Here is a 21,337-nt window from a genome sequence, read left to right on the forward strand (position 1 = left end):
TGATGCCATGCAGCGAAAAACGCGCAAGGTTATTGCTCGTGCGCGGCCGCGCACATGTACATCGCGTGATGCCATTTGTCATCCGGCTCATGGACCGCGAAAGAGTCACGAGCCAGTTGCAGCCATTGCGTGTCAAACTCGACCCGGGCAGCAAAGTCACCGGGCTCGCGCTCACACGCGACAGTGAGACGGTTCACACGGCGACCGGCGAGCTTCATCGCGGCGCGGCCGTGCTTAACCTGTTCGCTCTTGTTCACCGCGGTCGGCAAATCAGTGAAGCTCTAACGGCCCGCCGAGCGATGCGTCGGTGGCGCCGCGGCAAGCTGCGTTACCGTTCGCCGCGCTTTTTAAATCGTTCGCGGTCTCCCGGCTGGCTCCCACCGTCCCTCCAACATCGGGTCGATACCACGATGGCGTGGGTGAAGCGCATCATGCGGTGGGCACCGGTAGTGGCGCTATCAAGCGAACTGGTCCGCTTCGACATGCAACGCTTGGAGAACCCGGAAGTCAGCGGCGTCGGATATCAGCAGGGCACCTTGGCAGGCTATGAAATCCGTGAATACTTGCTGGAGAAGTGGGGCCGGCATTGCGCCTACTGCGACGCGAAAAACACTCCGTCAGTTAGAGCACATCGTGGCTAAGTCTCGCGGTGGCAGCGACCGTGTGTCCAATCTAACGCTGGCCTGCGAGCCTTGCAATAGGGCGAAAGGCGCGCTGCCCATTGAAGAGTTTTTGGCCAAGCGGCCGACGCGGCTCGCGCGTATTCTGGCTCAATCAAAGCGTCCGCTGAAGGACGCGGCAGCGGTGAACGCGACGCGATGGGCGTTGAGCAACGCACTGAAGGCAACCGGTATGCCATTGGAGCTTGCGTCAGGCGGACGCACCAAGTTCAACCGGGTGGCACTGGGTGTACCGAAAACGCATGCCCTCGATGCCGCTTGTGTCGGCGCACTGTCTGGGCTGACCCACTGGAAGCGGCCCACACTTTCAGTGAGCTGCACCGGCCGCGGCAGTTATCAGCGCACGCGACTTGACAGGTATGGCTTCCCGCGGGGCTATATGACACGGACAAAGCGCGTGCACGGCTTCCAAACTGGCGACATCGTGCGCGCTGAAGTACCGACCGGCAAACGGGCCGGCACGCACGTAGGCCGGGTAGCGATTCGCGTCAGTGGGAGCTTCAACATTCAGAAGGCCAGCATTGTGGTGCAAGGCGTGGCGCATCGTCACTGCCAGTTGATCCAACGAAGCGACGGCTACGGATACGCAACGATCCCTTTTCCCGAAAGAACCTAATGCGAGCCCTGCCGCGCATAGCCCGCAATCCCTTCCAAGCTTAAGTGCCGGAGCGTTCCACGCGCTCGGATGACGAGGTGGAGATTGTGTTGCCAGTCAACACGTCGGCCGCAATAGCCGGCGCGCCGCGCATGCGCTCCAGCGCGGCCTGAACCGCCACCTGCGCCTCGCTGGCGAGCAAGCGCCGCTCGGCACCGGGCGCAAGCGGATCGCACACGTAGAGATGCGCGGTCACCGGGCCGCCGCGCAAGAGCGCATCGAGCGAATCGTTGAGCGACATGTCGCCGATATAAGCCGGCGCGGTCGTCTGTCTGCCGCGCGCATCCTCGTACATCAAACAGACGGGCTGCACCGGACACGACGCCGACACCGCCGCCTGAAACAGGTTCGCGTGAAACGGCAGCAGCGACACACCATCGCTCGTGGTGCCTTCGGGGAACACGAACATCGTTTCGCCCGCGAGCAGCCGGTCGGCGAGTTCGTGCATGATGCGCTTCGCGTCGCTGCGCTTCTCGCGCTGCACGAACACCGTGCCAAGCTGATCCGCGAGCCACCCGACCACCGGCCACTTGCGAATCTCGGCTTTCGAAACGAACGGCGTCGGACGCCACGCGTTGATCACGTAGATATCGATCCACGAAACGTGATTGCCGACGACGAGCACGCCCGCATCGAGCCGCGCGCCGTCGTTATGCACGACGAGCTTCATGCCCGCAAGCCGCAGCATCTCCAGCGACCACGCGCGATTCATTGCCATGCGCTCGCTCGCCGTCGCGTGTGGAAAGCGCCGCGCTACGATCCACGCGCCGCGCAACAAATGAACCGCCAGGCGCAGCTTGCGCAACACGAACTTCATGAATCAGCGGGTCTCGAAGGCGAGATGTCCGCCGACGATCGTCGCGCGCACGCGAGCCGGCAGTTCGTAGCCGAGGAACGGCGAATTGCGCCCCTGGCTCTTGAGCTTCGCCGGATCCACACGCCACGACGCGTCCGCATCGAACACGCAGACATCCGCCAGCGCGCCCGTCGCGATGCGCCCCGCCGGCAGCTTGAGCACATCGGCGGGCGCGGACGTAATGCGCGCCAGCGCCTTCGCGAGCGGCACGTTCGCCTCGCGCGCCCACTTGAGCGTCAGCGAAAGCAGCAGTTCAAGGCCGGTCGCGCCGGGCGTCGCTTCGGCGAACGGCAGCAGCTTTTCGTCGTCGTCGAGCGGCGTATGGTCGGAGCAGATCGCGTCGATCGTGCCGTCTTCGAGCGCGGCGCGAATCGCTTCGCGGTCGCGTTGTTGACGCAGCGGCGGATCGAGTCGGAATTGCGAATCGAAATAGCCGATGTCGATATCGGTCAGATGCACGTGATTGATCGTCACGTCGCACGAAACGGCGAGCCCTTCGGCCTTCGCCGCGCGCACGAGCGCCACGCCCGCCGCTGACGACAGATGCGACAGATGCACCCGCGCGCCCGTCACGCGCATCAGTTCGAAGATGGTGTGCAGCGCGATGGTTTCCGCCGACACCGGCACGCCCGACAGGCCGAGCCGCGACGCCACCGCGCCGCTCGCCGCCACGCCGCCGCGCGACATGTACGCGTCTTGCGGACGCAGCCACACGGTGTAGCCATACGTCGTCGCGTATTGAAGCGCGCGCTGGAGCGTGCGGGTATCGACGATCGGGTTATCCGCCTGCGAGAAGCCGACACAGCCCGCTTCCGTCAGTTCCACCATCTCGGTGATGCTCTCGCCCTTCAGCCCGACCGTCAGTGCGCCCAGCGGATACACATGCGCCTGATGCAGCTTCTGCGCGCGGAACTTGAGCATTTCGACGAGGCCCGGCTCGTCGAGCGTCGGATCGGTGTCGGGCGGGCAGACGAGGCTCGTCACGCCGCCGGCCATCGCCGCGGCCATTTCGGATTCGAGCGTCGCCTTGTGTTCGAAGCCCGGCTCGCGCAGACGCGCCGCCAGATCGACGAAGCCCGGCGCGACGTACAGCCCCGTCGCATCGATGACCTTCGCCGCGTTGAAATCGGCGGGCGCTTCACCGATGCCGACAATCCGCCCCGCCGCGATGAATACGTCCTTGCGCGCTTCCGTGCCCGCGGCCGGATCGATGATCGTGCCGCCTTGAATCTGGATCTTCATGTCGTCTTCGTTAATCGCTGTTGCCGGCCACGATGCCCATCACCGCCATGCGCACGGCGATGCCAAACGTCACCTGATTCAGAATCACCGACTGCGGGCCGTCGGCCACTTGCGAATCGATTTCCACGCCGCGGTTCATCGGGCCCGGATGCATCACGATCGCATCGGGGGCGGCGAGCGCGAGACGCTCGGGCGTCAGACCCCAGCTCTTGAAATATTCCTGCGCGGACGGCAGCAGCGCGCCGCTCATCCGCTCATTCTGCAGGCGCAGCATGATGATGACGTCGACGCCCTTCAGCCCTTCGTCGAGGTTGTGATAGACGTGCACGCCCATCTGGTCGAGATTGCTCGGCAAGAGCGTGCGCGGACCGATCGCGCGCACTTCCGGCACGCCCAACGTCGTGAGCGCATGAATGTCCGAACGCGCGACACGCGAATGCAGAATGTCGCCGACGATCGCCACGCGCAGCTTCGTGAAGTCGCGCTTGTAATGGCGGATCGTGTACATGTCGAGCAGGCCTTGCGTCGGATGCGCATGACGGCCATCGCCCGCATTGATCACGTGGACGTGCGGCGCGCAATGCTCGGCGATCAGATACGGCGCGCCGCTCGACGCATGACGCACGACGAACATGTCGGCGTGCATCGCGGAGAGATTGTTGATGGTGTCGAGCAGCGATTCGCCCTTGCTCGTCGACGACGCGTTGATGTTCAGATTCAGCACGTCCGCCGACAGGCGCTTCGCCGCGATCTCGAACGTGGTGCGCGTGCGCGTCGAGTTCTCGAAGAAGAGGTTGAACACCGATTTGCCGCGCAGAAGCGGCACCTTCTTCACTTCGCGGTCGGTCACGCTCACGAACTGCTCGGCGGTATCGAGAATGTGCGTGACGATCGAGCGCGGCAAGCCTTCGATGGTCAGAAGGTGCTTCAGCTCGCCGTTCTTCGTGAGCTGCGGATTGCCCTTCAGAAAGCCGTAGCGGAACTTGTCCGCGGCCTTGTCGCTGAACTTGTCGCTGAGCTTGTCGGATTCCTGCGCGCCCGGTTCGGCGGCGCTCTGGGTGGCGGTGTTCATGGTGATCCCAGGTGATTCTTTGGAAGGAGACTTCGAGGCGCGGGCCGCGTCTTACACGCTCGCCGCGCCTCGCGTGCGTCAGTGCGCGCGCGGTTCGGTCGTGAAGGCGAAGGTGCCGCTGCCCTCGCGCGTGAGCACGAGGTCGTCGCTCGCCGGCACGTCCACGCTGCCGCCGACGAAGCGCGCTGCAATCGGCATCTCGCGCCCGCCGCGATCCGCGAGCACCGCGAGATCGATCGACGCCGGGCGGCCGTAATCGTAAAGCTCGTTGATCGCCGCGCGCACGGTGCGGCCGGTGGACAGCACGTCGTCGATGAGCACGATGCGCCGGCCGTTCACATCGAACGGAAGCGAGGTCGGGCTAGCCTGGCTGTGCAGCCCCTTCTTCGCGTAATCGTCGCGATGCAGCGCCACATTCACCACGCCGAAATGCGGCGCGTTCAGGTCTTTCGCGAGCCGCTCGGCAAGCCACGCGCCGCCGCTGTAGACGCCCGCCAGCACGGCGCCGTCCTCGGCCGCGAGCGACGCGCCGTAAGCCGCGCGAATCTGTTCGACGAGCGTGCGATAAAGCGCCTCGGCGTCAATGGAACTCATGATCGTCGGGAAGTCCGTCGAAATATTGTTGAAGGATGACGCGCGCAGCTTCGGCGTCGATGTCGTCGAAGCGGCCGCGCGCGTTCGGGCGCACGCCGCGCTCGCGCAGATCGGCTTTGGCATCGACAGACGAATAGCGCTCATCGATCCATTGCACCGGCACGTTGAAACGGCCGTTCACCTGATTGCCGAAGCGCTTGGCGAGCGCGCTCATTTCGTGCGGCGTGCCGTCCGGATGCATCGGCATGCCGACGACGATCGCGTCGGGCTTCCACTCGTCGAGCAGCTTGCCCACTTCCTTGAAACGATAGTCGCGGTCGCGGTTTTCCAGCACGACGAGCGCGCGCGCATTGCGCGTCAACGTATTGCCGACGGCGACACCAATGCGTTTCTCGCCATAATCGAATGCCAGCAGCGTGGCTTCGCGGCTCATGCGTGCCCTGCTTCGCCGGACAACATGGAACGCGACACGCCGAGCAGCGAGAGCGCCGCTTCGAGCCGGTCTTCGGCGGGCACTTCGAAGATGATGCGCGGATCGGCCTCCACGGTGAGCCAGCCGTTCTTCGAGATTTCCTCTTCGAGCTGGCCCGCGCCCCAGCCCGCGTGGCCGAGCGTCAGCAGGAAGCGCTCGGGGCCCTTGCCGCTCGCGACCGCTTCGAGCACGTCCTTCGACGTGGTCATGGCGAGGCCGCCGGGCACGCTCATCGACGAGCTATAGGGTTCGCCCTCGCCCGCTTCGTGCAGCACGAAGCCGCGCTCGGTCTGCACCGGACCGCCGAAGTAGACGGGCAAATGGACGAGCGGCTCGATTTCGAGCTTGAGGTCGATGCGGTTGAAAAGCGATTGAAGGTCGATGTCGGTCGGCCTGTTGATGACGAGACCCAGCGCACCGCGATCCGTGTGATCGCAAAGGTAGACCACCGTTCCCGAAAACGTCGGATCGGCCATGGAGGGCATGGCGATCAGGAACTGGTTCGTCAAATTGATGCGATCGGAAGTCTTGGACATAATTCAGGATTTTAACAAAGGCGCCGCCGGATGGCCGACTTTGATCTGGGTCTTATGTGGTTCAGGCGGGACCTGCGCACGGCGGACAATGTTGCACTCTATCACGCGCTTACGCGCTGCCGTCGCGTGCTGTGCGCGTTCGTTTTCGACCGCGAAATCCTCGATCCGCTCGCGCGAAACGACCGCCGCGTCGCGTTCATTCACGCGAGCGTCGTCGAGCTCGATCGCACGTTGCGGGAGGCTGGCGGGGCGCTGATCGTGCTGCACGGCGTGCCGGCCGATGCGATTCCCGCGCTCGCCCGCGAATGCGGCGTGAACGCCGTTTTTGCGAACCGCGACTACGAACCGTCCGCGAAAGCCCGCGACGACGCGATCGCCCAAACGCTCGCGGGCGCGGGCGTGCCGTTCTTCAGCTTCAAGGATCAGGCGATCTTCGACCACGACGACGTGCTGACCGGCAGCGGCAAGCCCTACACCGTCTTCACGCCGTACAAGCGCAAGTGGCTCCAGACGCTGACGCCGGACGCGCTTGCGCCGTATGCGTCGGAGGATCATCTGCACGCGCTGACAAAGCCGCCGGCAAAGGCCGACAGCGGAGTTCCGTCGCTCGCGGAAATCGGCTTTCCCGATGCCCACGCGCCCGCGTTTCCGCCCGGCACGAGCGGCGCGTACGAACTGTTCGACGACTTCCGCGATCGCATGACGGACTACGACCGCGCCCGCGATTTTCCCGCGCAGAAAGGCCCGAGCTATCTCGGCGTGCATCTGCGGCACGGCACGGTGTCGATTCGTGCGCTCGCCCGCGTCGCGCACGACGCCCAGCGCCACGGCGACCGGGGCGCGGCCACGTGGCTTTCCGAACTCATCTGGCGCGATTTCTACTTCGGCGTGCTGCACCATTTTCCGCGCGTGGGCATGCCGGGCGATCATCGCGCGTTCAAGCCGGAATACGATCGCATCGAATGGGAAACGGGCGACGCCGCCGACGCGCATTTCGCCGCGTGGTGCGCGGGGCAGACCGGCTACCCGCTCGTGGACGCCGCCATGCGCCAGATCAACGCGTCCGGCTACATGCACAACCGTCTGCGCATGGTGACGGCGAGTTTTCTAACGAAGGATCTCGGCATCGACTGGCGGCGCGGCGAGGCGTATTTCGAGGCGCAACTCAACGACTTCGAGCTGTCGTCGAACAATGGCGGATGGCAGTGGGCCGCGTCCAGCGGATGCGACGCGCAGCCGTATTTCCGCATCTTCAATCCGGTCACGCAGTCGCGCAAATTCGACGCGGCGGGCAACTTCATTCGCCATTACGTGCCGGAACTGGCGGGGCTTTCGGACCGCGACATCCACGCGCCGTGGCTCGCGAAGCCCGACGCGCTGAAGGCGGCGAACGTGGCGCTCGGCGTGGATTATCCGGCGCCTATCGTCGATCACGACGCCGCGCGCAAACGCACGCTCGCGCGCTACGACGTCGTGCGCGGGCCGGGCAAGCGCGCCGTCATCGAAATCGATGACGACGAAAGCAGCGACGACTAGCGGACGATGGCCGCGGGCCGCTCGATCATCGCGGTGAGCGCGACGATCGACGCGCGGCCTTCCGACGGTGCAATGCCGGCGGCCGCCTGATGCAGCATCGAACGCAAAGTGTGGGCGGCGCGTTCGGGAATGGCGGCGTCGAGCGCGGCGGCATCACCCTGTTCGGCGCCGTCGCCCTGATGTGCGATGCGCCGCCACGCGAGCCCGAGCATGTCCGCGAGCAACGCGACGTGCCCGAGCCCGAGCGCGCACGCCGCCGCGCCCAGCCGATGCGACGCGTTGGCCGCGTGCAGCGCGGTAGCGGCATCGACGGCGCCGGCTTCGCTCGCCTGCGAACCGCGCTCGACGAGCCCTTCGATCGCCGCCTCCGCGCTTTGCAGAAAGTCTTCGTACGCCGCCGCGTTCACGCGCAGCACGCCGAGGTCGCGCGTGAACGCGTCGCGCGTGCCTTCTTCGCTCGCCTGCGCCGCGCTTTGCTCCCACGCTGCTTCCGATGCGGGCGTCGCCGCGACATGCCACGTCACGGTCAGACCGTAGTCGCGCAGCACGTCGACGTGCTCGGCGTCCTCGGGCGTCGCGCCGTACAGCGCGAAATCGCGCCAGAGCAGCGCGAGCGTCGCGCGCACGAGCGAACGCGGCGCGAACGACGACGCATGCGCCTGATCCGCGAGCACCAGATTGAATCGGGCGTAGAGACGTTTGGCGTCGGCATGACTCGAAGCCGGCGATGCGTCGCCGCGCGAGCGCAACGCGCGCACCGTCGATGACGCGAGCCGCCAGAAATCGTAAGGATCGGAACCGGCCAGGTCCGCGAGGCAGGCGTCCAGACGCGCAAAGGTTTCGTCGGCTTCGGCTTGCGTCTGACCGGCGGGCGCGCGCAGCAGACCGAGCAGCGTCTGCTCGTAATGCGCCCGCACCCGCGCGAGCCTGTCCGGTGCGATGCCCCGCAGCGTCGCGGGCGCGATTGCGCGGCCAGCGAGCGCGAGGTCATCGTAGGAAACCGGCGCGATGCGCGTGTGCGCGGCGAGCAGCGCGTGCAATCCGCGATAGTGATCGAACAGCTCGGTCGAGCACGACAGCTCGCGCAGATTGTGACGCTCGACGGCTGCGCCGAACACGGATAGCGCGCTTTCGACGCGCTGACGCGTGCCCTCCGACTCATCGCCGAGCGGCGCGACCAGCGCGAGCGCTTCAGCGAAACGCTGCGCGGGGAGCCATCCGGCCGAATTCAGCGCGGCGATCGCGCGCCGAAGCGCCGGCGCTGTCTCGCCCTGCCGCTGGAACGCGTGCAACGCGTCCGCGAGCGCCATTTCGGCGAGTCGCACGGAACCGCCACGCGGATTCGGCAGTGCTTCGATCGGAACGGGTAGATCGGGACGAGAGGTCATAACGGGCGCTCACAAGCCGGATCGCGTGCGCGGCGATGCGCCGGCGCGCGGGTGAACTGCATCATGGACGGGCGCAAGTGCCCGCTTTTCCGAAAGCGTATGCGTTTCTGAGCCGATGCGCGAGCCGATGCGCAAGCCAGCGCGCGAACCGATGCCGGAAATGGACTTTCCCGCGCGTCACGCCGCCGAACGACTTCCGCGCTGAAACGCAGGCCGCAAAAAACACGCGCCGCATGACGTAAGCCATGCGGCGCGGGAGAGCATGCAGATCAGATCTGGACCATCTCGAAATCTTCCTTGCGGGCTCCGCATTCGGGACAGGTCCAGTTGATCGGAACGTCTTCCCAGCGGGTGCCCGGCGCGATGCCCTCTTCGGGCAATCCCGCCTCTTCGTCGTAGATCCAGCCGCAGATCAGGCACATCCAGCTTCTGTATTCCATACTTATGCCGCGTCGATTGATCGGTTTAAATTAGGACATGATGGTACCGTGTTGCCGAGTCGATGCCTAGCAAGCCGCCCCGCCGCCGTTCTCCCGAATAGCGGGACGACAGCGCCCGCGCATCGAAAAAGCGCGGATGCGACAGCAGGCGGGCGGCAATAGGACGCATAATCGAACATGGCCGGGCAGCGCGCGCGAGTGCGACGCATTCCCGGACCGCTCCGTTCCACTTGCGCCATCCAATTCGTATCAAAACATCGAAAATGTCCGCTTTTGCCATGACCGGCGACTCTCCACCGATCGTTCTGACCTTTGGCCTCTCGGACCCGACGGGCGGCTCGGGCTTGCAGGCCGACTTGCTGACGCTCGCGAGCATGGGCTGCCACGGCGCCACGGTGCTGACCGGCTACGCCGTGCGCGACTCCGCGAGCTGCGACGAAGTGAACGGTCTCGACCCCGACGCCGTCGCCACGCAGGCGCGCATGTTGCTCGAGGACATGCCGGTCGCCGCGTTCAAGATCGGCGCGGCGACGCGGGCGGAAGTCGTATCGGCGATCGCCGAAGTGGTATCCGATTACGACGACGTTCCGCTGATCCTCGCGCCCGACTTTACGCTCGATGACGAACACGTGCTCTCGGCCGACGAATTGCGCGAATCGCTCGCCGATCTCCTTGTGCCGCAAACGACCATGCTGATCGCCGATCACGCCACGCTCTTGCAACTCGCGCAGCCCGACAGCGACGCCGAAGCGCCCACGCTCGATTCCGCGATTTCCCATATTCTGTCGCAGGGCTGCGAGTACGTTCTCGCGATGGAAACCGGCACGCACCGGCACGTGAACACGCTGTACAGCGAGGAAGGACAGGTGCGGCAGGACATGTGGGATCGGGGGCTGCATCGCGTGATGGGCCTGACGGATACGCTGGGCGCGGCCGTCGCGGCGCTGCTGGCCAACGGACAGGAGCCCGCCGAGGCCGCCCGCGAGGCGCAGGAGTACGTGTTTCAGGCCGCGCGCGCGGCGTTCCGTCCGGGCATGGGCGCGTATCTGCCGGACCGCTTCTTCTGGGCGCGTTCCAACGATGCCGACGACGAGACCGACGCATCCGCGCTCTCCGACGAATCGGCCGGGCTGCCGGGAGAAGCGCGGCACTAAGCAAAACAAAAGCAGAAGCAGTGAACCGAGGTAGCAGGAGACCACACAAGGGAGGCTTCGCGAGCGCATGCCGTATCGATTGCCCCATCTGCACAAGCCCGGCCCGCAAGGCGCGATTCGCGTCGGCTGCGCGGGCTGGTCACTGACGAGCGCCGTCTCCTCGAGTTTTCCGGACGAAGGCTCGCACCTCGAACGCTACGGGCGCGTGCTCACCTGCGTCGAGATCAACTCCAGCTTCTACAAGCCGCACCGCGAGCAGACTTACGAAAAGTGGGCGCAGAGCGTGCCGGAATCGTTTCGATTTTCGGTGAAGCTGCCCAAGGCGATTACCCACGACGCGCGGCTCCTCGAGACCGAACCGCTCATCGAGGATTTCCTGCACGGCGCCACCCTTCTCGGCGACAAGCTCGGCTGCTGGCTCGTGCAGCTGCCGCCGAGCCTGCCCTTCGAGCACGATCTGGCCAACGCGTTCTTCAAGGCGCTGCGCGAGCGCACGAAGCTGCCGGTCGCGTGCGAGGCGCGGCATCCGACGTGGTTCACGGCGGAGGCGGCGGCGCTTTTGAAGGCGCATCAGATCGCGTACGTCGATGCCGATCCGATTCCCGACGATTGCGAGATCAAGCATCGGGCGGACGCGTCGCTCGTGTATGTGCGGCTGCACGGATCGCCCGAGCTCTACAAGTCTTCCTACGACTACACGTATCTCGACCATCTCGCGCATACGCTGCATGCGCGCGCGAAGAAAACCGCCGAGGTCTGGTGCATCTTCGACAACACCGCGCAAGGCAACGCGCAGCCCAATGCGCTGCATCTGATGGAACGATTGCGGATTCATCACCGCTGAACGCGGTTCAGGTTTGCCTTTTCCATACGGAGAAGCCCGATGCACAAGCCGGCACGATGGACCGCACGCCTCGTTCAGGCCGCGATGTTCGCCTCGCTCTTTCATTTCGCGCTGCCTGCGCAGGCTCAGACCAGCGCGCCGCAAGTTCCGCCCGCGACGCCCGCCGGCGACGGCACGTTCCTGCTGACCATCTTCCTGAAGCATGATCAATCGAAGCCGCTGCCGAAGATAAACGAACAGTTGAAGGAGCAAGGCTTCTTCAAGACGTTTCCGCCGCCGGGCGTCGAAGTGGTGTCGTGGTACGTGATGATGGGCATCGGCCAGGTGGTGACGCTGCGCGTGCCCGCCGAGCGGCTGCGCGAAGTGAATCGCGCGATCGAAACAACTGCGTGGGGCGGCTACAACACGGAGTTCTATCCGACCTACGACTATAAGGCCGCCGCGCAGAACCTGCGCGATCAGATGAACAAATAGTGCCGCGTTTTCGATGGACGAAGAAAAACCCGCATCGCTGCGGGTTTTTTTCTGGCATGACGCGAGCCTCTTTCGAAGCTCGCGCCGATGTAATTCGGCTCGGAAGCCAGATTACATGTCCATGCCCATGCCGCCCATGCCGCCGGGCATGCCGCCAGGCATCGGAGCATCTTCCTTCGGCAGTTCGGCGACGGCTGCGTCGGTCGTCAGCAGCAGGCCTGCCACCGATGCCGCGTTTTGCAGCGCCGTGCGCGTCACCTTCGTCGGGTCGACGACACCGGCTTCCACCAGGTCACCGTACTCGCCGGTTGCCGCGTTGTAGCCGTAGTTGCCCGAACCCTGAGCAACAGCCGCCACCACGACGGAAGCTTCTTCGCCGCCGTTCGTGACGATCTGGCGCAGCGGCTCTTCCATTGCGCGCAGGACGATCTTGATACCTGCGTCCTGGTCGGCGTTCGCGCCCTTCAGGCCGTCGATTGCACGGCGAGCACGGATCAGCGCAACACCGCCGCCTGCCACGATGCCTTCTTCCACAGCTGCGCGCGTGGCGTGCAGTGCGTCTTCGACACGTGCCTTCTTTTCCTTCATTTCGACTTCGGTCGCAGCACCGACCTTGATCACTGCAACGCCGCCGGCCAGCTTGGCCACGCGCTCTTGCAGCTTTTCACGGTCGTAGTCCGAGGTCGCTTCTTCGATCTGCTTGCGCACTTGCTTCACGCGAGCTTCGATGTTCACGGCTTCGCCAGCGCCGTCGATGATCGTCGTGTTTTCCTTGCCCACTTCGATGCGCTTCGCCTGGCCCAGTTCAGCCAGCGTTGCCTTTTCGAGCGTCAGGCCGGTTTCTTCCGCGACGACTTGACCGCCGGTCAGGATCGCGATGTCTTCCAGCATGGCCTTGCGACGGTCGCCGAACCCCGGAGCCTTGACGGCGACGGTCTTCAGGATGCCGCGGATGTTGTTGACGACGAGCGTTGCGAGCGCTTCGCCTTCGACGTCTTCAGCGATGATCAGCAGCGGACGGCCAGCCTTCGCGACTTGTTCCAGCACCGGCAGCAGATCGCGGATGTTGGAAACCTTCTTGTCGTGCAGCAGCACGAACGGGTTTTCCAGAACGGCGACTTGCTTGTCCGGGTTGTTGATGAAGTACGGCGACAGGTAGCCGCGATCGAACTGCATGCCTTCGACGACGTCCAGCTCGTCTTGCAGCGACTTGCCGTCTTCGACGGTGATCACGCCTTCCTTGCCGACCTTGTCCATTGCTTCAGCGATGCGCTCGCCGATGGACGTGTCGCTGTTCGCCGAGATCGAGCCGACTTGCGCGATTTCCTTGTTCGTCGTGCAGGGCTTGCTGATCTTGCGCAGTTCTTCGATTGCAGCGGCAACCGCCTTGTCGATACCGCGCTTCAGGTCCATCGGGTTCATGCCCGATGCGACGTACTTCATGCCTTCGCGAACGATGGATTGCGCCAGGACCGTAGCGGTCGTGGTGCCGTCGCCGGCGTTGTCACTGGTCTTGGAAGCGACTTCCTTGACCATTTGCGCGCCCATGTTCTGGAGCTTGTCCTTCAGCTCGATTTCCTTCGCGACCGAAACACCGTCCTTGGTGACCGTCGGGCCGCCGAACGAGCGCTCGAGCACGACGTTGCGGCCCTTCGGGCCCAGCGTGACCTTGACCGCGTTGGCCAGGATGTTCACGCCTTCGACCATCTTGGCGCGTGCGGAATCGCCAAACGTGACTTCTTTAGCTGCCATATCCAGACTCCTTGATTCGTTTCAGTGTGCTCCGGCTTCGGCGCGGCGCGCTGCGTAGCGCTGCCTCAGTGGCGAAGCCGATTGCAGGAAGGATGCTTACTTGACCAGAACGGCCATGATGTCTTCTTCGCGCATGACGAGCAGTTCCTGCCCGTCGACCTTGACGGTCTGGCCAGCGTACTTGCCGAACAGAACGCGGTCGCCGACCTTCACGTCGAGGGCGATTTGCGCGCCCTTGTCATCGCGCTTGCCCGGGCCGATGGCCAGGACTTCGCCTTGATCCGGCTTTTCTGCCGCTGCTTCCGGAATCACGATGCCCGATGCGGTCTTGGTTTCCTGGTCCAGACGTTTGACGATGACGCGATCGTGCAAAGGACGAAGGTTCATACACACTCCTCTCTTGAATGAGACTGAAAACGCGGGAAAACCCGTCTTTTAGGTGAAAACCCGCCGGACGGAAATCTTGTTAGCACTCTCGTGCCGTGAGTGCCAATTATATGGACGGCATTTGACAATTTCAAGGAGCTAGCTGCCCGGGGGAGTTCTTTGGTGTCGAAGTTCACCGTACATTGATGTTGAGATCCTAACTTTGAACTTTGCTCACTCAACTCTGAACTTCTACCGAGCATCCCAGCCGGCTGCGGGGTGGGCTTTTCTTGACGAAACAATAGCTTAGTGGATAGCTCGTGGTTCTGCGGTGCCCGCACCAACCGGCTAACGCCCGCGGTTTTTAGGTGGCCTCCCGCACAAACGTCGGAGGTCGCCGACTCAGTAGGGTAAACCTCGTGGATTAGAGCCCGCGTATCGCTTAAGTGTGAACGGCCATGAAAACGACGCGCCGTGTAGCGGCCGCTCAACACCGAGAAGTGGCCCCTTTTTACATCTGAAAACCGGCTTGAATCGGTTTTACGACTAAGCTGGGGCACCCGTAGATTGCCGCAAGGTTGTCTGGCGCCAAGGAGAGCGGAAAGTTCGCATTCGCTGCGGGCTTCTGGTCGATCATGGACCGACACTCACAAAGGACGGAGCGCGTGCAAGTGATCGGATTAGCTGTCGATTCCGCTGGTCTCTTACAGGAGCGGAATTCGTTGTCCACGAAGGTGCTGATACGAACGACTGCCGCGCTACGGAAGTGAGCGGCACGCCGACAAGATCAGGTCAGAGGGTGAAGGCAGCTGGCGCCCATGAACGGCCGTCGAGGTCGTCGTCCAGTTCGGCTATCGGAGGCCCCGTCCCTCCCGGCTCAATGACCGTTATCCGGCGATCAGTTTGGCGCCGGCACTGCCGCAAGTCGGCCACCTCCGGACGTTGGCCTCCGCCGTCACGCGGACGTTCGAACGTCGTCTCGGCCCAGGCAACGGACCTTCGTGAGCGGACCATGTCCGTCGGCTTGTCGGTCGGCACAACCGTTCTTATTGGTTTCGCACGCCGGTTTCGATAGCTTGCCTGCAATAGAAAAACGAGCTGGGCGCATGCGCGATCAATAAACCGGAGGCATGCCCTCTGGACGATGTTTGAAGCGTCGATGCACCCAGTAGTACTGGGCAGGAATCTTCAGTATCTGGGTCTCGAGAAACGCATTCATGCAACGCGCATCATTCGTATCGCTTTCCGATGGAAAATCGCTGAGGGGCGCAAAAACGCTCAACCGATACCCTTTGAAATCCGGCAGCACTTCCGTGACGAACGGCACAACGCGCGCGCGCCCTATTCTCGCAAGTCGCGAAACAGAGGTTAGCGTGCACGCCGGGATGCCAAAAAATGGCACAAAGACTGAGTTTTCGATGCCATGGTCCATGTCCGCAGCAAGCATGACCGGTTTGCCCTCTCGAAGAAGTCGCACGATCTTTCTCGCGCTGGTCGAACGTTCGATCATTTCTGCGCCGAATCGGCCCCGCTGCCGCCTGGCTAGATCACAAAGACGAGTGTTCGACATGTGCGTGAACAACGACGCGACTGGCATCTTCTGTGAGTAACGCATGCACCCGACCTCGATGCCCACGAAGTGAAACCCCATAAAGATCGTGGGCGGCGCATCGCGGTCCTCGAGATCAATCGCGCTTTCGACCTGGACAAGGCTTCGGATCCTTCGCGCGCTACCAAACCATTGCACGCCTCGTTCGAGATAACTGCGGACGACCTGCCGGAAGTGTTCCCTCGCAAGCTCATCGCAGTCAGGTTCCGACTTTTCCGGAAAGCAGAGGCGCAGGTTCACAAGGACTATGTGTTTGCGGCGACTGGGAAGCGCATATAGGGCCGCGCCGATCGCGCTGCCAAGCCTGGCGATTAATTGGTAAGGAAGTAACGAGAGCGTGCGAAGTAAAGCTACGACGAGCAGATGACCGAGTTGCTGCAAGACCTGCTCCTGTGTCGCGGACAGCCAAGCTACCTGGAAATGCTTCCATTCGCTGACCACAAACGTTGATCCATAAAATTTCCAGGGCGAAGTCGCTGTCCTGGCGTGTCCCATTTAAGGGGTGCGTCGATAGGGGCTAAGTCAAACTCCGGCCCGACTTCATGGTGCTGTCCACGCGACGGCTGGTGGAAGCGGCGAAGATTGGCCGGGGTGTGGACATCGTAGTTGGCCTTTTCACGGTACCGCGAGCCAATGGAGTATCGCACGCTGCTGCGGGCGAATGGGCTTTGAGCACGACCAGGAACCTTCCTGAGTCTTGCGATGAAATTAGAAGCGTTCTGGTTGGATTGCGGCGTGGACGGCTACGCACAACTGACTGCCACCGCGCGTCCTGACTGCGCTTTCCAGCGCTCTTTACCTTCGAAAACTGAAAATTGGTGTATTTGCGGAAAGGCTAGCAGCCGAAACGAAGGCTATCACAAAAGCACGGGACGGAACTCGCCGTCGGCTTTGGCGGAGGACAGGTAGCGGGCGACAGCCGCGCGGGCTGTCAGGCCTGCGTACCAGGCCCGCAGCGCGGCGAGCGACGCAGCGTCCGGAAAGTGCGGCGAGGCAGGTGCAGCGAGCGTAGGCGCCGGAGACTGAAGCGTTCTCATGCCTTCCAGTTTAGGCACGAAATCAGGCGATTACGATAAGAAGACTTATCGCAACGGCACAGCGTGGAAGCACATCTGTAACCGGAGCCATGCTTCGGCAAGTCGTCGCAATCCTCGAACAGCGGCCGTCCGGCGGAGACTATTGGCTCTGGAGGACCGGCTCCGGACAGACAGCAGCCCGCAAAGCGGTCAGTCATCCGAACCCAGATTTTGCGAACGGGTTGCCACTAAGCCGCCGTTGGGCACCTAACCCAACCGGCCAACTTCTGCTGTTCTCTTGTACTGTGTAAAAGTCACGCGACCGGCTGGTCTTTCTTCGGAACCTGACCTTGAGCTCGCCTTGCGAGCATCGGCCATAGCCACCGTTCCCCCCGAAAGGCGGCGACAGCGCAGTGCGTATCAGTCGCTCGCGACTTGGAATGTGCCAGAGATCTGCAACCCGTCAGCCGAGGGCCTGACAACTTTCGCGCAGCCGTGCTTTCAGACACCGTGAGCAATCCCTCGTTGACAAAGCTAAGACAGTTGGAGGGAATGGAATTTGTTCGTTGGAATGCTATACGAGCGTAGCGGCCATAACAGCCGGATTAGATACGACTGAGGCCTTTTTGCTCAAGTCGTTTCCCGGGTATTCCGCACCATTTCGCAAGGCTAATGAAGTGCATCCGCTGCATCGCAGTTGCCTGCCCGCACAATTTGAGTTATCACCGATGCCATTCCTCTGTAAGCCAAATGCACCGCTTCAAGTCTTTCGTTTGGACGGCCGCTGACTGGTCTCACGTGGCGGAGCCTGTCAGAAATCGAACAAAGCCTCGGACACTGTTAAACCTACACATAAATTACTTGGGACGGGCGGCGTCGAGTAGCCTCAGCAATTGACCTATATCGACTGGCTTAACTAAATGATGCTCAAATCCGGCCGTCATGGTTCGTAGCCGATCCTCCGCCTGTCCATACCCGGTGACTGCGATAAGCATAGGTCTTACATCGCCTTTTTTTCGAATTTGTCCAGCTAATGCGTACCCGTCCATATCAGGAAGGCCAATATCGAGCAATGCTACGTCAAATCGGCGAAGATCAGCAGCGCCGATGGCGGACATTGAGTCGTACACTACCGTTACGTCATGGCCCTCCGCTTCGCAGAGCAGGGCTAGCGAATCAGCTGCATCATGATTATCGTCAACGACAAGAACCCGAGCAGGCCTAGCAGGAGACACCGGTTTACCAGGAGGCAAAGGGCCATGAGCAATGTCGGTCTGTTCATGGTTCAAAAGCGGGAAGTTGATAGTGACAGTAGTTCCTTGCCCGGGGCCGGGACTTTCCAGATCAATGTCCCCGTTGTGCAACCGCACTAGCTGCTTTACTAACGAAAGACCGATACCGAGGCCTCCTTCTGACCGATCAAGCGTACGCTCACCTTGTGAGAAAAGCTCGAAGATATGGGGAAGCAATGTCGGGGAGATTCCACTCCCATTATCACGAATCACGATGACAGCGACCTGACTTGAGGCGTGCACCGCGATTTCAACCTGCCCCTCTTCCTGCGTGTACTTACTCGCATTGTTCAGCACGTTGACAAGTATCTGCGAGAGCCTGGCGGCGTCCGCGCAAATCCAAATAGGGTCTGGCGGTAGGGTCACCGTGACATTTTGCTTACGTGCCTTCGTCATCGAGGCCACGGTCTCGACTGCTCCATATATAGATGAGCCCACAATAAGCGGTGTTAGCCGAAGCTTGATGCGACCATGTGTGATTCGGGATACGTCCAGCAGGTCGTCTACGAGGCGGGTCATATGGTCAACTTGACGACTAATCATGCCGACAAGTTCCGCCTGCGGCACGGGGCCCCCTCTCTCCATTAGTGTGATGGCGGATTTCATTGGCGCCAAAGGATTGCGGAGTTCGTGAGCAAGCATTGCAAGAAACTCGTCTTTGCGCCGGTCCGCATCACGCAGCTTTTGTTCTGCTTCTTTGCGCGCCGTAATATCGCTAGCTGCGCCGATCCACTCGTAAATATTCCCAGCGTCGTCGAGCATAGGAACGGCCCTGGAAATCACCCATCCAAAGTCTCCACTCGCCCGTCTCACGCGATGCTCAAGGTGATAAACGGATTTGGTACGAATCGCTTCATCTACTGCCGCTTTCAGCGGTGGCTGATCGTCGGGAGGAATGAAATCGTCCAGCCAAAGGGCATCGGTTACGACGACATTTTTCAGAATCCCACGTCCCTCTAGTGGATGCAGTTCTGTCCAATTCGGGTTAATGCGGTAGATGACGTCCTCCGTCGCGTTGGAAAGAGCACGAAACCGCTTTTCACTTTCTTCCAACGCGTTTTGGTACCGAAATTGCTCGGTAATGTCGACCGTCGTATGCAGAATACATGCGATCTTGCCGGCTTCGTCATGTATCGGTGTGTTTGTCGCGGCCCAGAAACGTTCCTCGTATGCCACCCGTCCATTCGCGTCTTCAATTCGGATGGGATACCGCTGTGCGGGGAGGCGATCAGACTTTCCAGTCTCACGGACGCGTGCGAGGGATCTACGGAGGGCTCTTTCACCTGTGTCCTCTGCGTCGTTCGGATTTCCTGGAAAAGCGTCAAACAAACTCAAGCCAACCAAATCTTCCCGTCTACGCGATGATGCTTGGAGAAACGCGTCGTTGACTGCGAGGATGGTGGCTTCAGGGTCAGGCGAAAGCAAATAGTTGCCGGCCGGCGAGCTGTTGAAAACGATTTCGAAAATATGCGGTGTAAGCATCGTCCTATGGCCCATGGTGAATCCGTGCGAATTAGCACATTTCAAGAAAACGCAAGTTTGATTCCATGACCGCGTTGCCGGGGCCGCCATGTCCCGGTTCCCATGGTGCGCTTGCGGGACTGGCAGCAGCCGGCATCATTTCGCGCAACCGGGCGCTCGAGGCTGCCGGAGAGAAGAACGGTGACTAATACGGCGATCCTCGGACTAGTTCAGTAAGCGGCCGGGCAACTCACCTTGATCGTAGTTGAAGCGCTTGGGAGTATCGTGTCCACCAAAGCGAATAAGCGGACAACGAAAGGTTTCCTTCGCGAGATCATGCACCTGTTGGCGGAGGTCACTCGCCTGGCGGTCGATCACAACATGAGCGCCCGGGCGCGCATCGTTGAGATCATCTTCCGTCAGGAGAAGGCGTACGACATCAGGATGGGCACCACGATGGTCGAGGACCGTGTGTGTGCGCCGCAGCTCGAAGCGGCGATGGCCACCGTCATGGGTCTCCTGCCGGCCAGCTCAACATATTCGTTGAGGCGGTCACGCAGGAGGAAATCGACCTTCACTTCGGTGTGTACGAGCGGATGCTCGCCGAGAAGCTCGGTACAGTTTCGCCGATACGGTAACTTCGGCACTCGAACTCGGCGCTGGGGGGCAGTGCTTCATTCGTAGGCGGCAACGACGCTCCCCTCCTTGTTTAGCCGAAGTCGACCAGCAAAGGAAGGGGAGGTCGCGGCGTCGGATCTTGCGCAGCGCAAGAGTGCATCCACATCTAGGCCGAACCAGAAAAGGCACCATCAGGCCGCTTCGCGCAGCTTTACGCAAGGCGGCTTTTTCTTTGGCGCTGTGATTTCGGTAGCAATGCCATATTGCTCTTTAAGCTCGCGCCCGCGTCACCGCATAAACATCGCGATCAGCTCGATCAACTGGCTGTGGGCTACGCCTTTTTGCAGGTAGCCATCGAATTCGTCATCCTTGATCTGGCGTCGCACCTCGCTTTCGTCCAGTGCGGTATAGGCGATGATCGCGATTCCACTGGTGCGTGGATCATGCCGTAGTACGCGCGCGGCCTCGATACCGTTGCATTCCGGCATGGAAACATCCATCGGAATGACGTGCGGCATCCACATTTCCGCGGCAAGGATGGCTCCCCGGCCATTGAAGGCAGTGCGGGGCTCAATCTGTTCCAACGACAGATATGTCGCGAGAGCCAGTGCCCCGCTCGGTTGTCATCGACGATCAGGACGCGAGGGGGAACGCCGTTGATGGCAACGCGGCGGGTGGTCCAGGGCAAGGCGAAACGGAGGAAGGCGCGGAAAGGTGGAATCAACATCTCGAACTATTTCTATGGACGCCGCAGTCGGTGTGCCCGCCCCTCGATTTGCACGGCAAGAGGCCGTGTTTGGTCCGTCGGAATTATGGCGTGCCGTTCGGTGATCTGGTTTATTATCGCTGCGTTGTTGTTAATACAATGTCAACGCAATCAAGAGCGCGAAGCGGCCGCGCGTCGAAGCGGGGAAACGACGTTTGCGCGCTCCAGATCACGCTCGCCAGCCGCAGCGGAATGCGCGATCAAGACTAGATCCGAGGTTTTCCTGTTCTCCCGCAGGCGGCCGGCCACGTCCAGCCCTGACATGTCGGGCATCCAGATGTCCAGCAAGACGATTTCCGGCCGCCACCGCGCAGTGGCGTCAATCGCCGCCCCTCCGCCATAGACTGCAGCGGCGTCGAATCCGCTTAGGCCCAGCACCATGCTGATGGCGTCCGCCGTATCGACATAGTCGTCCAGTAATGTTGCGCGCAACATTACTGGATTTATGTGTAGCGCGCGGTTATGTGGAGGGGTCGTGCAGCAAGGCAAACCCGCCTGGTTTGAGCATTCCTTG

General features: G+C 62.0%; 20 protein-coding genes and 1 pseudogene. 7 read left to right on the forward strand and 14 right to left on the reverse strand.

Annotated features, from left to right (window positions below; genetic code table 11):
* Positions 1-2 precede the first annotated feature (2 nt).
* Together iscB and AWB72_RS29750 are read left to right on the forward strand one after the other, a co-directional pair.
* Positions 3-641 carry an RNA-guided endonuclease IscB gene (iscB, locus tag AWB72_RS29745; RefSeq protein WP_342065766.1) on the forward strand — a complete coding sequence of 213 codons (639 nt, stop codon included), beginning with the start codon at positions 3-5 and terminating at the stop codon, positions 639-641.
* Positions 547-1,296 carry an HNH endonuclease gene (locus tag AWB72_RS29750; RefSeq protein WP_342065748.1) on the forward strand — a complete coding sequence of 250 codons (750 nt, stop codon included), beginning with the start codon at positions 547-549 and terminating at the stop codon, positions 1,294-1,296. The genes iscB and AWB72_RS29750 overlap by 95 nt, the downstream gene beginning before the upstream one ends.
* A gap of 40 nt (positions 1,297-1,336) precedes the next feature.
* Here the strand turns inward: AWB72_RS29750 and AWB72_RS16745 are convergent, their stop codons facing one another.
* The 6 genes from AWB72_RS16745 to AWB72_RS16770 form a co-directional block, all read right to left on the reverse strand.
* On the reverse strand, positions 1,337-2,152 hold the full coding sequence (locus tag AWB72_RS16745; protein WP_087128353.1) for a lysophospholipid acyltransferase family protein: 816 nt from the start codon (positions 2,150-2,152) through the stop codon (positions 1,337-1,339).
* A 3-nt stretch (positions 2,153-2,155) separates the two neighbouring features.
* Positions 2,156-3,433: a dihydroorotase gene (locus AWB72_RS16750; protein WP_087128355.1), complete on the reverse strand. Its 1,278-nt coding sequence runs from the start codon at positions 3,431-3,433 to the stop codon at positions 2,156-2,158.
* Positions 3,434-3,443: 10 nt separating this feature from the next.
* A complete protein-coding gene (locus tag AWB72_RS16755) occupies positions 3,444-4,505 on the reverse strand; it encodes an aspartate carbamoyltransferase catalytic subunit (protein WP_087128357.1) in 1,062 nt (353 codons plus the stop codon).
* Between the two features lie 78 nt (positions 4,506-4,583).
* Complete coding sequence (gene pyrR / locus AWB72_RS16760; RefSeq protein ID WP_087128359.1) at positions 4,584-5,099, reverse strand: bifunctional pyr operon transcriptional regulator/uracil phosphoribosyltransferase PyrR; 516 nt, start codon at positions 5,097-5,099, stop codon at positions 4,584-4,586.
* Positions 5,086-5,532 carry a Holliday junction resolvase RuvX gene (gene ruvX, locus AWB72_RS16765; RefSeq protein WP_087128360.1) on the reverse strand — a complete coding sequence of 149 codons (447 nt, stop codon included), beginning with the start codon at positions 5,530-5,532 and terminating at the stop codon, positions 5,086-5,088. Before ruvX ends, pyrR begins: the two co-directional genes overlap by 14 nt.
* Entirely contained in the window at positions 5,529-6,107 is a 579-nt protein-coding gene (locus AWB72_RS16770) for a YqgE/AlgH family protein (RefSeq protein ID WP_040050817.1), read from the reverse strand. The genes ruvX and AWB72_RS16770 overlap by 4 nt, the downstream gene beginning before the upstream one ends.
* 30 nt (positions 6,108-6,137) lie before the next feature.
* Here AWB72_RS16770 and AWB72_RS16775 point away from each other — a divergent pair, with 30 nt between their 5' ends.
* Positions 6,138-7,643, forward strand: a complete 1,506-nt coding sequence (locus AWB72_RS16775; RefSeq protein WP_087128362.1) for a cryptochrome/photolyase family protein — start codon at positions 6,138-6,140, stop codon at positions 7,641-7,643.
* Here the strand turns inward: AWB72_RS16775 and AWB72_RS16780 are convergent.
* The gene (locus tag AWB72_RS16780) at positions 7,640-9,031 is read right to left on the reverse strand and encodes a FimL-related protein (protein ID WP_087128364.1); all 1,392 of its coding nucleotides are present in this window, start codon (positions 9,029-9,031) and stop codon (positions 7,640-7,642) included. The two genes, AWB72_RS16775 and AWB72_RS16780, sit on opposite strands and share 4 nt — an antisense overlap.
* A gap of 269 nt (positions 9,032-9,300) precedes the next feature.
* Complete coding sequence (locus AWB72_RS16790) at positions 9,301-9,471, reverse strand: rubredoxin (protein ID WP_025527884.1); 171 nt, start codon at positions 9,469-9,471, stop codon at positions 9,301-9,303.
* Positions 9,472-9,749: 278 nt separating this feature from the next.
* On the opposite strand from AWB72_RS16790, the gene AWB72_RS16795 reads away from it, so the two are divergent.
* From AWB72_RS16795 to AWB72_RS16805, 3 genes are all read left to right on the forward strand, one after another.
* Positions 9,750-10,625 carry a hydroxymethylpyrimidine/phosphomethylpyrimidine kinase gene (locus AWB72_RS16795; protein WP_087128367.1) on the forward strand — a complete coding sequence of 292 codons (876 nt, stop codon included), beginning with the start codon at positions 9,750-9,752 and terminating at the stop codon, positions 10,623-10,625.
* Positions 10,626-10,692: 67 nt separating this feature from the next.
* A complete protein-coding gene (locus AWB72_RS16800; RefSeq protein ID WP_087128369.1) occupies positions 10,693-11,469 on the forward strand; it encodes a DUF72 domain-containing protein in 777 nt (258 codons plus the stop codon).
* A gap of 39 nt (positions 11,470-11,508) precedes the next feature.
* A complete protein-coding gene (locus AWB72_RS16805; protein WP_087128370.1) occupies positions 11,509-11,943 on the forward strand; it encodes a hypothetical protein in 435 nt (144 codons plus the stop codon).
* Between the two features lie 111 nt (positions 11,944-12,054).
* Here the strand turns inward: AWB72_RS16805 and groL are convergent, their stop codons facing one another.
* The 4 genes from groL to AWB72_RS16830 all read right to left on the reverse strand — a co-directional run bounded on the left by groL (position 12,055) and on the right by AWB72_RS16830 (position 19,475).
* Entirely contained in the window at positions 12,055-13,695 is a 1,641-nt protein-coding gene (gene groL / locus AWB72_RS16810) for a chaperonin GroEL (RefSeq protein ID WP_040050823.1), read from the reverse strand.
* Between the two features lie 96 nt (positions 13,696-13,791).
* Positions 13,792-14,082, reverse strand: coding sequence for a co-chaperone GroES (locus AWB72_RS16815; RefSeq protein ID WP_006999126.1), 291 nt, complete (start codon positions 14,080-14,082; stop codon positions 13,792-13,794).
* A gap of 1,093 nt (positions 14,083-15,175) precedes the next feature.
* Positions 15,176-16,051, reverse strand: a complete 876-nt coding sequence (locus AWB72_RS16820) for a lipid A biosynthesis lauroyl acyltransferase (RefSeq protein WP_087128393.1) — start codon at positions 16,049-16,051, stop codon at positions 15,176-15,178.
* A 1,492-nt stretch (positions 16,052-17,543) separates the two neighbouring features.
* Entirely contained in the window at positions 17,544-19,475 is a 1,932-nt protein-coding gene (locus AWB72_RS16830) for a PAS domain-containing hybrid sensor histidine kinase/response regulator (RefSeq protein WP_159459375.1), read from the reverse strand.
* A gap of 219 nt (positions 19,476-19,694) precedes the next feature.
* Between AWB72_RS16830 and AWB72_RS29440 the strand changes: the two are divergent.
* Positions 19,695-20,077: pseudogene (locus AWB72_RS29440) on the forward strand (hypothetical protein).
* A gap of 267 nt (positions 20,078-20,344) precedes the next feature.
* Here AWB72_RS29440 and AWB72_RS16840 read toward each other — a convergent pair.
* The gene (locus AWB72_RS16840; protein WP_244285655.1) at positions 20,345-20,641 is read right to left on the reverse strand and encodes a response regulator; all 297 of its coding nucleotides are present in this window, start codon (positions 20,639-20,641) and stop codon (positions 20,345-20,347) included.
* 293 nt (positions 20,642-20,934) lie between these two features.
* On the reverse strand, positions 20,935-21,337 hold a 403-nt coding region (locus AWB72_RS16845), incomplete at its 5' end, for a response regulator (protein ID WP_342065760.1).

Origin of the sequence: Caballeronia concitans (genome assembly GCF_001544615.1) — a bacterium.
Taxonomy (GTDB): domain Bacteria; phylum Pseudomonadota; class Gammaproteobacteria; order Burkholderiales; family Burkholderiaceae; genus Caballeronia; species Caballeronia concitans.

Bases quoted from the DNA above. Each gene is read 5' to 3' on its own strand.
- AWB72_RS16780 (WP_087128364.1), bottom strand. From the start codon at position 9,031: ATGACCTCTCGTCCCGATCTACCCGTTCCGATCGAAGCACTGCCGAAT.
- AWB72_RS16790 (WP_025527884.1), bottom strand. From the start codon at position 9,471: ATGGAATACAGAAGCTGGATGTGCCTGATCTGCGGCTGGATCTACGAC.
- groL (WP_040050823.1), bottom strand. From the start codon at position 13,695: ATGGCAGCTAAAGAAGTCACGTTTGGCGATTCCGCACGCGCCAAGATG.
- AWB72_RS16745 (WP_087128353.1), bottom strand. From the start codon at position 2,152: ATGAAGTTCGTGTTGCGCAAGCTGCGCCTGGCGGTTCATTTGTTGCGC.
- AWB72_RS16775 (WP_087128362.1), top strand. From the start codon at position 6,138: ATGGCCGACTTTGATCTGGGTCTTATGTGGTTCAGGCGGGACCTGCGC.
- ruvX (WP_087128360.1), bottom strand. From the start codon at position 5,532: ATGAGCCGCGAAGCCACGCTGCTGGCATTCGATTATGGCGAGAAACGC.
- AWB72_RS16750 (WP_087128355.1), bottom strand. From the start codon at position 3,433: ATGAAGATCCAGATTCAAGGCGGCACGATCATCGATCCGGCCGCGGGC.
- AWB72_RS16755 (WP_087128357.1), bottom strand. From the start codon at position 4,505: ATGAACACCGCCACCCAGAGCGCCGCCGAACCGGGCGCGCAGGAATCC.
- iscB (WP_342065766.1), top strand. From the start codon at position 3: ATGCCATGCAGCGAAAAACGCGCAAGGTTATTGCTCGTGCGCGGCCGC.
- AWB72_RS29750 (WP_342065748.1), top strand. From the start codon at position 547: ATGAAATCCGTGAATACTTGCTGGAGAAGTGGGGCCGGCATTGCGCCT.
- AWB72_RS16795 (WP_087128367.1), top strand. From the start codon at position 9,750: ATGACCGGCGACTCTCCACCGATCGTTCTGACCTTTGGCCTCTCGGAC.
- AWB72_RS16815 (WP_006999126.1), bottom strand. From the start codon at position 14,082: ATGAACCTTCGTCCTTTGCACGATCGCGTCATCGTCAAACGTCTGGAC.
- AWB72_RS16800 (WP_087128369.1), top strand. From the start codon at position 10,693: ATGCCGTATCGATTGCCCCATCTGCACAAGCCCGGCCCGCAAGGCGCG.
- AWB72_RS16830 (WP_159459375.1), bottom strand. From the start codon at position 19,475: ATGGGCCATAGGACGATGCTTACACCGCATATTTTCGAAATCGTTTTC.
- pyrR (WP_087128359.1), bottom strand. From the start codon at position 5,099: ATGAGTTCCATTGACGCCGAGGCGCTTTATCGCACGCTCGTCGAACAG.
- AWB72_RS16770 (WP_040050817.1), bottom strand. From the start codon at position 6,107: ATGTCCAAGACTTCCGATCGCATCAATTTGACGAACCAGTTCCTGATC.
- AWB72_RS16805 (WP_087128370.1), top strand. From the start codon at position 11,509: ATGCACAAGCCGGCACGATGGACCGCACGCCTCGTTCAGGCCGCGATG.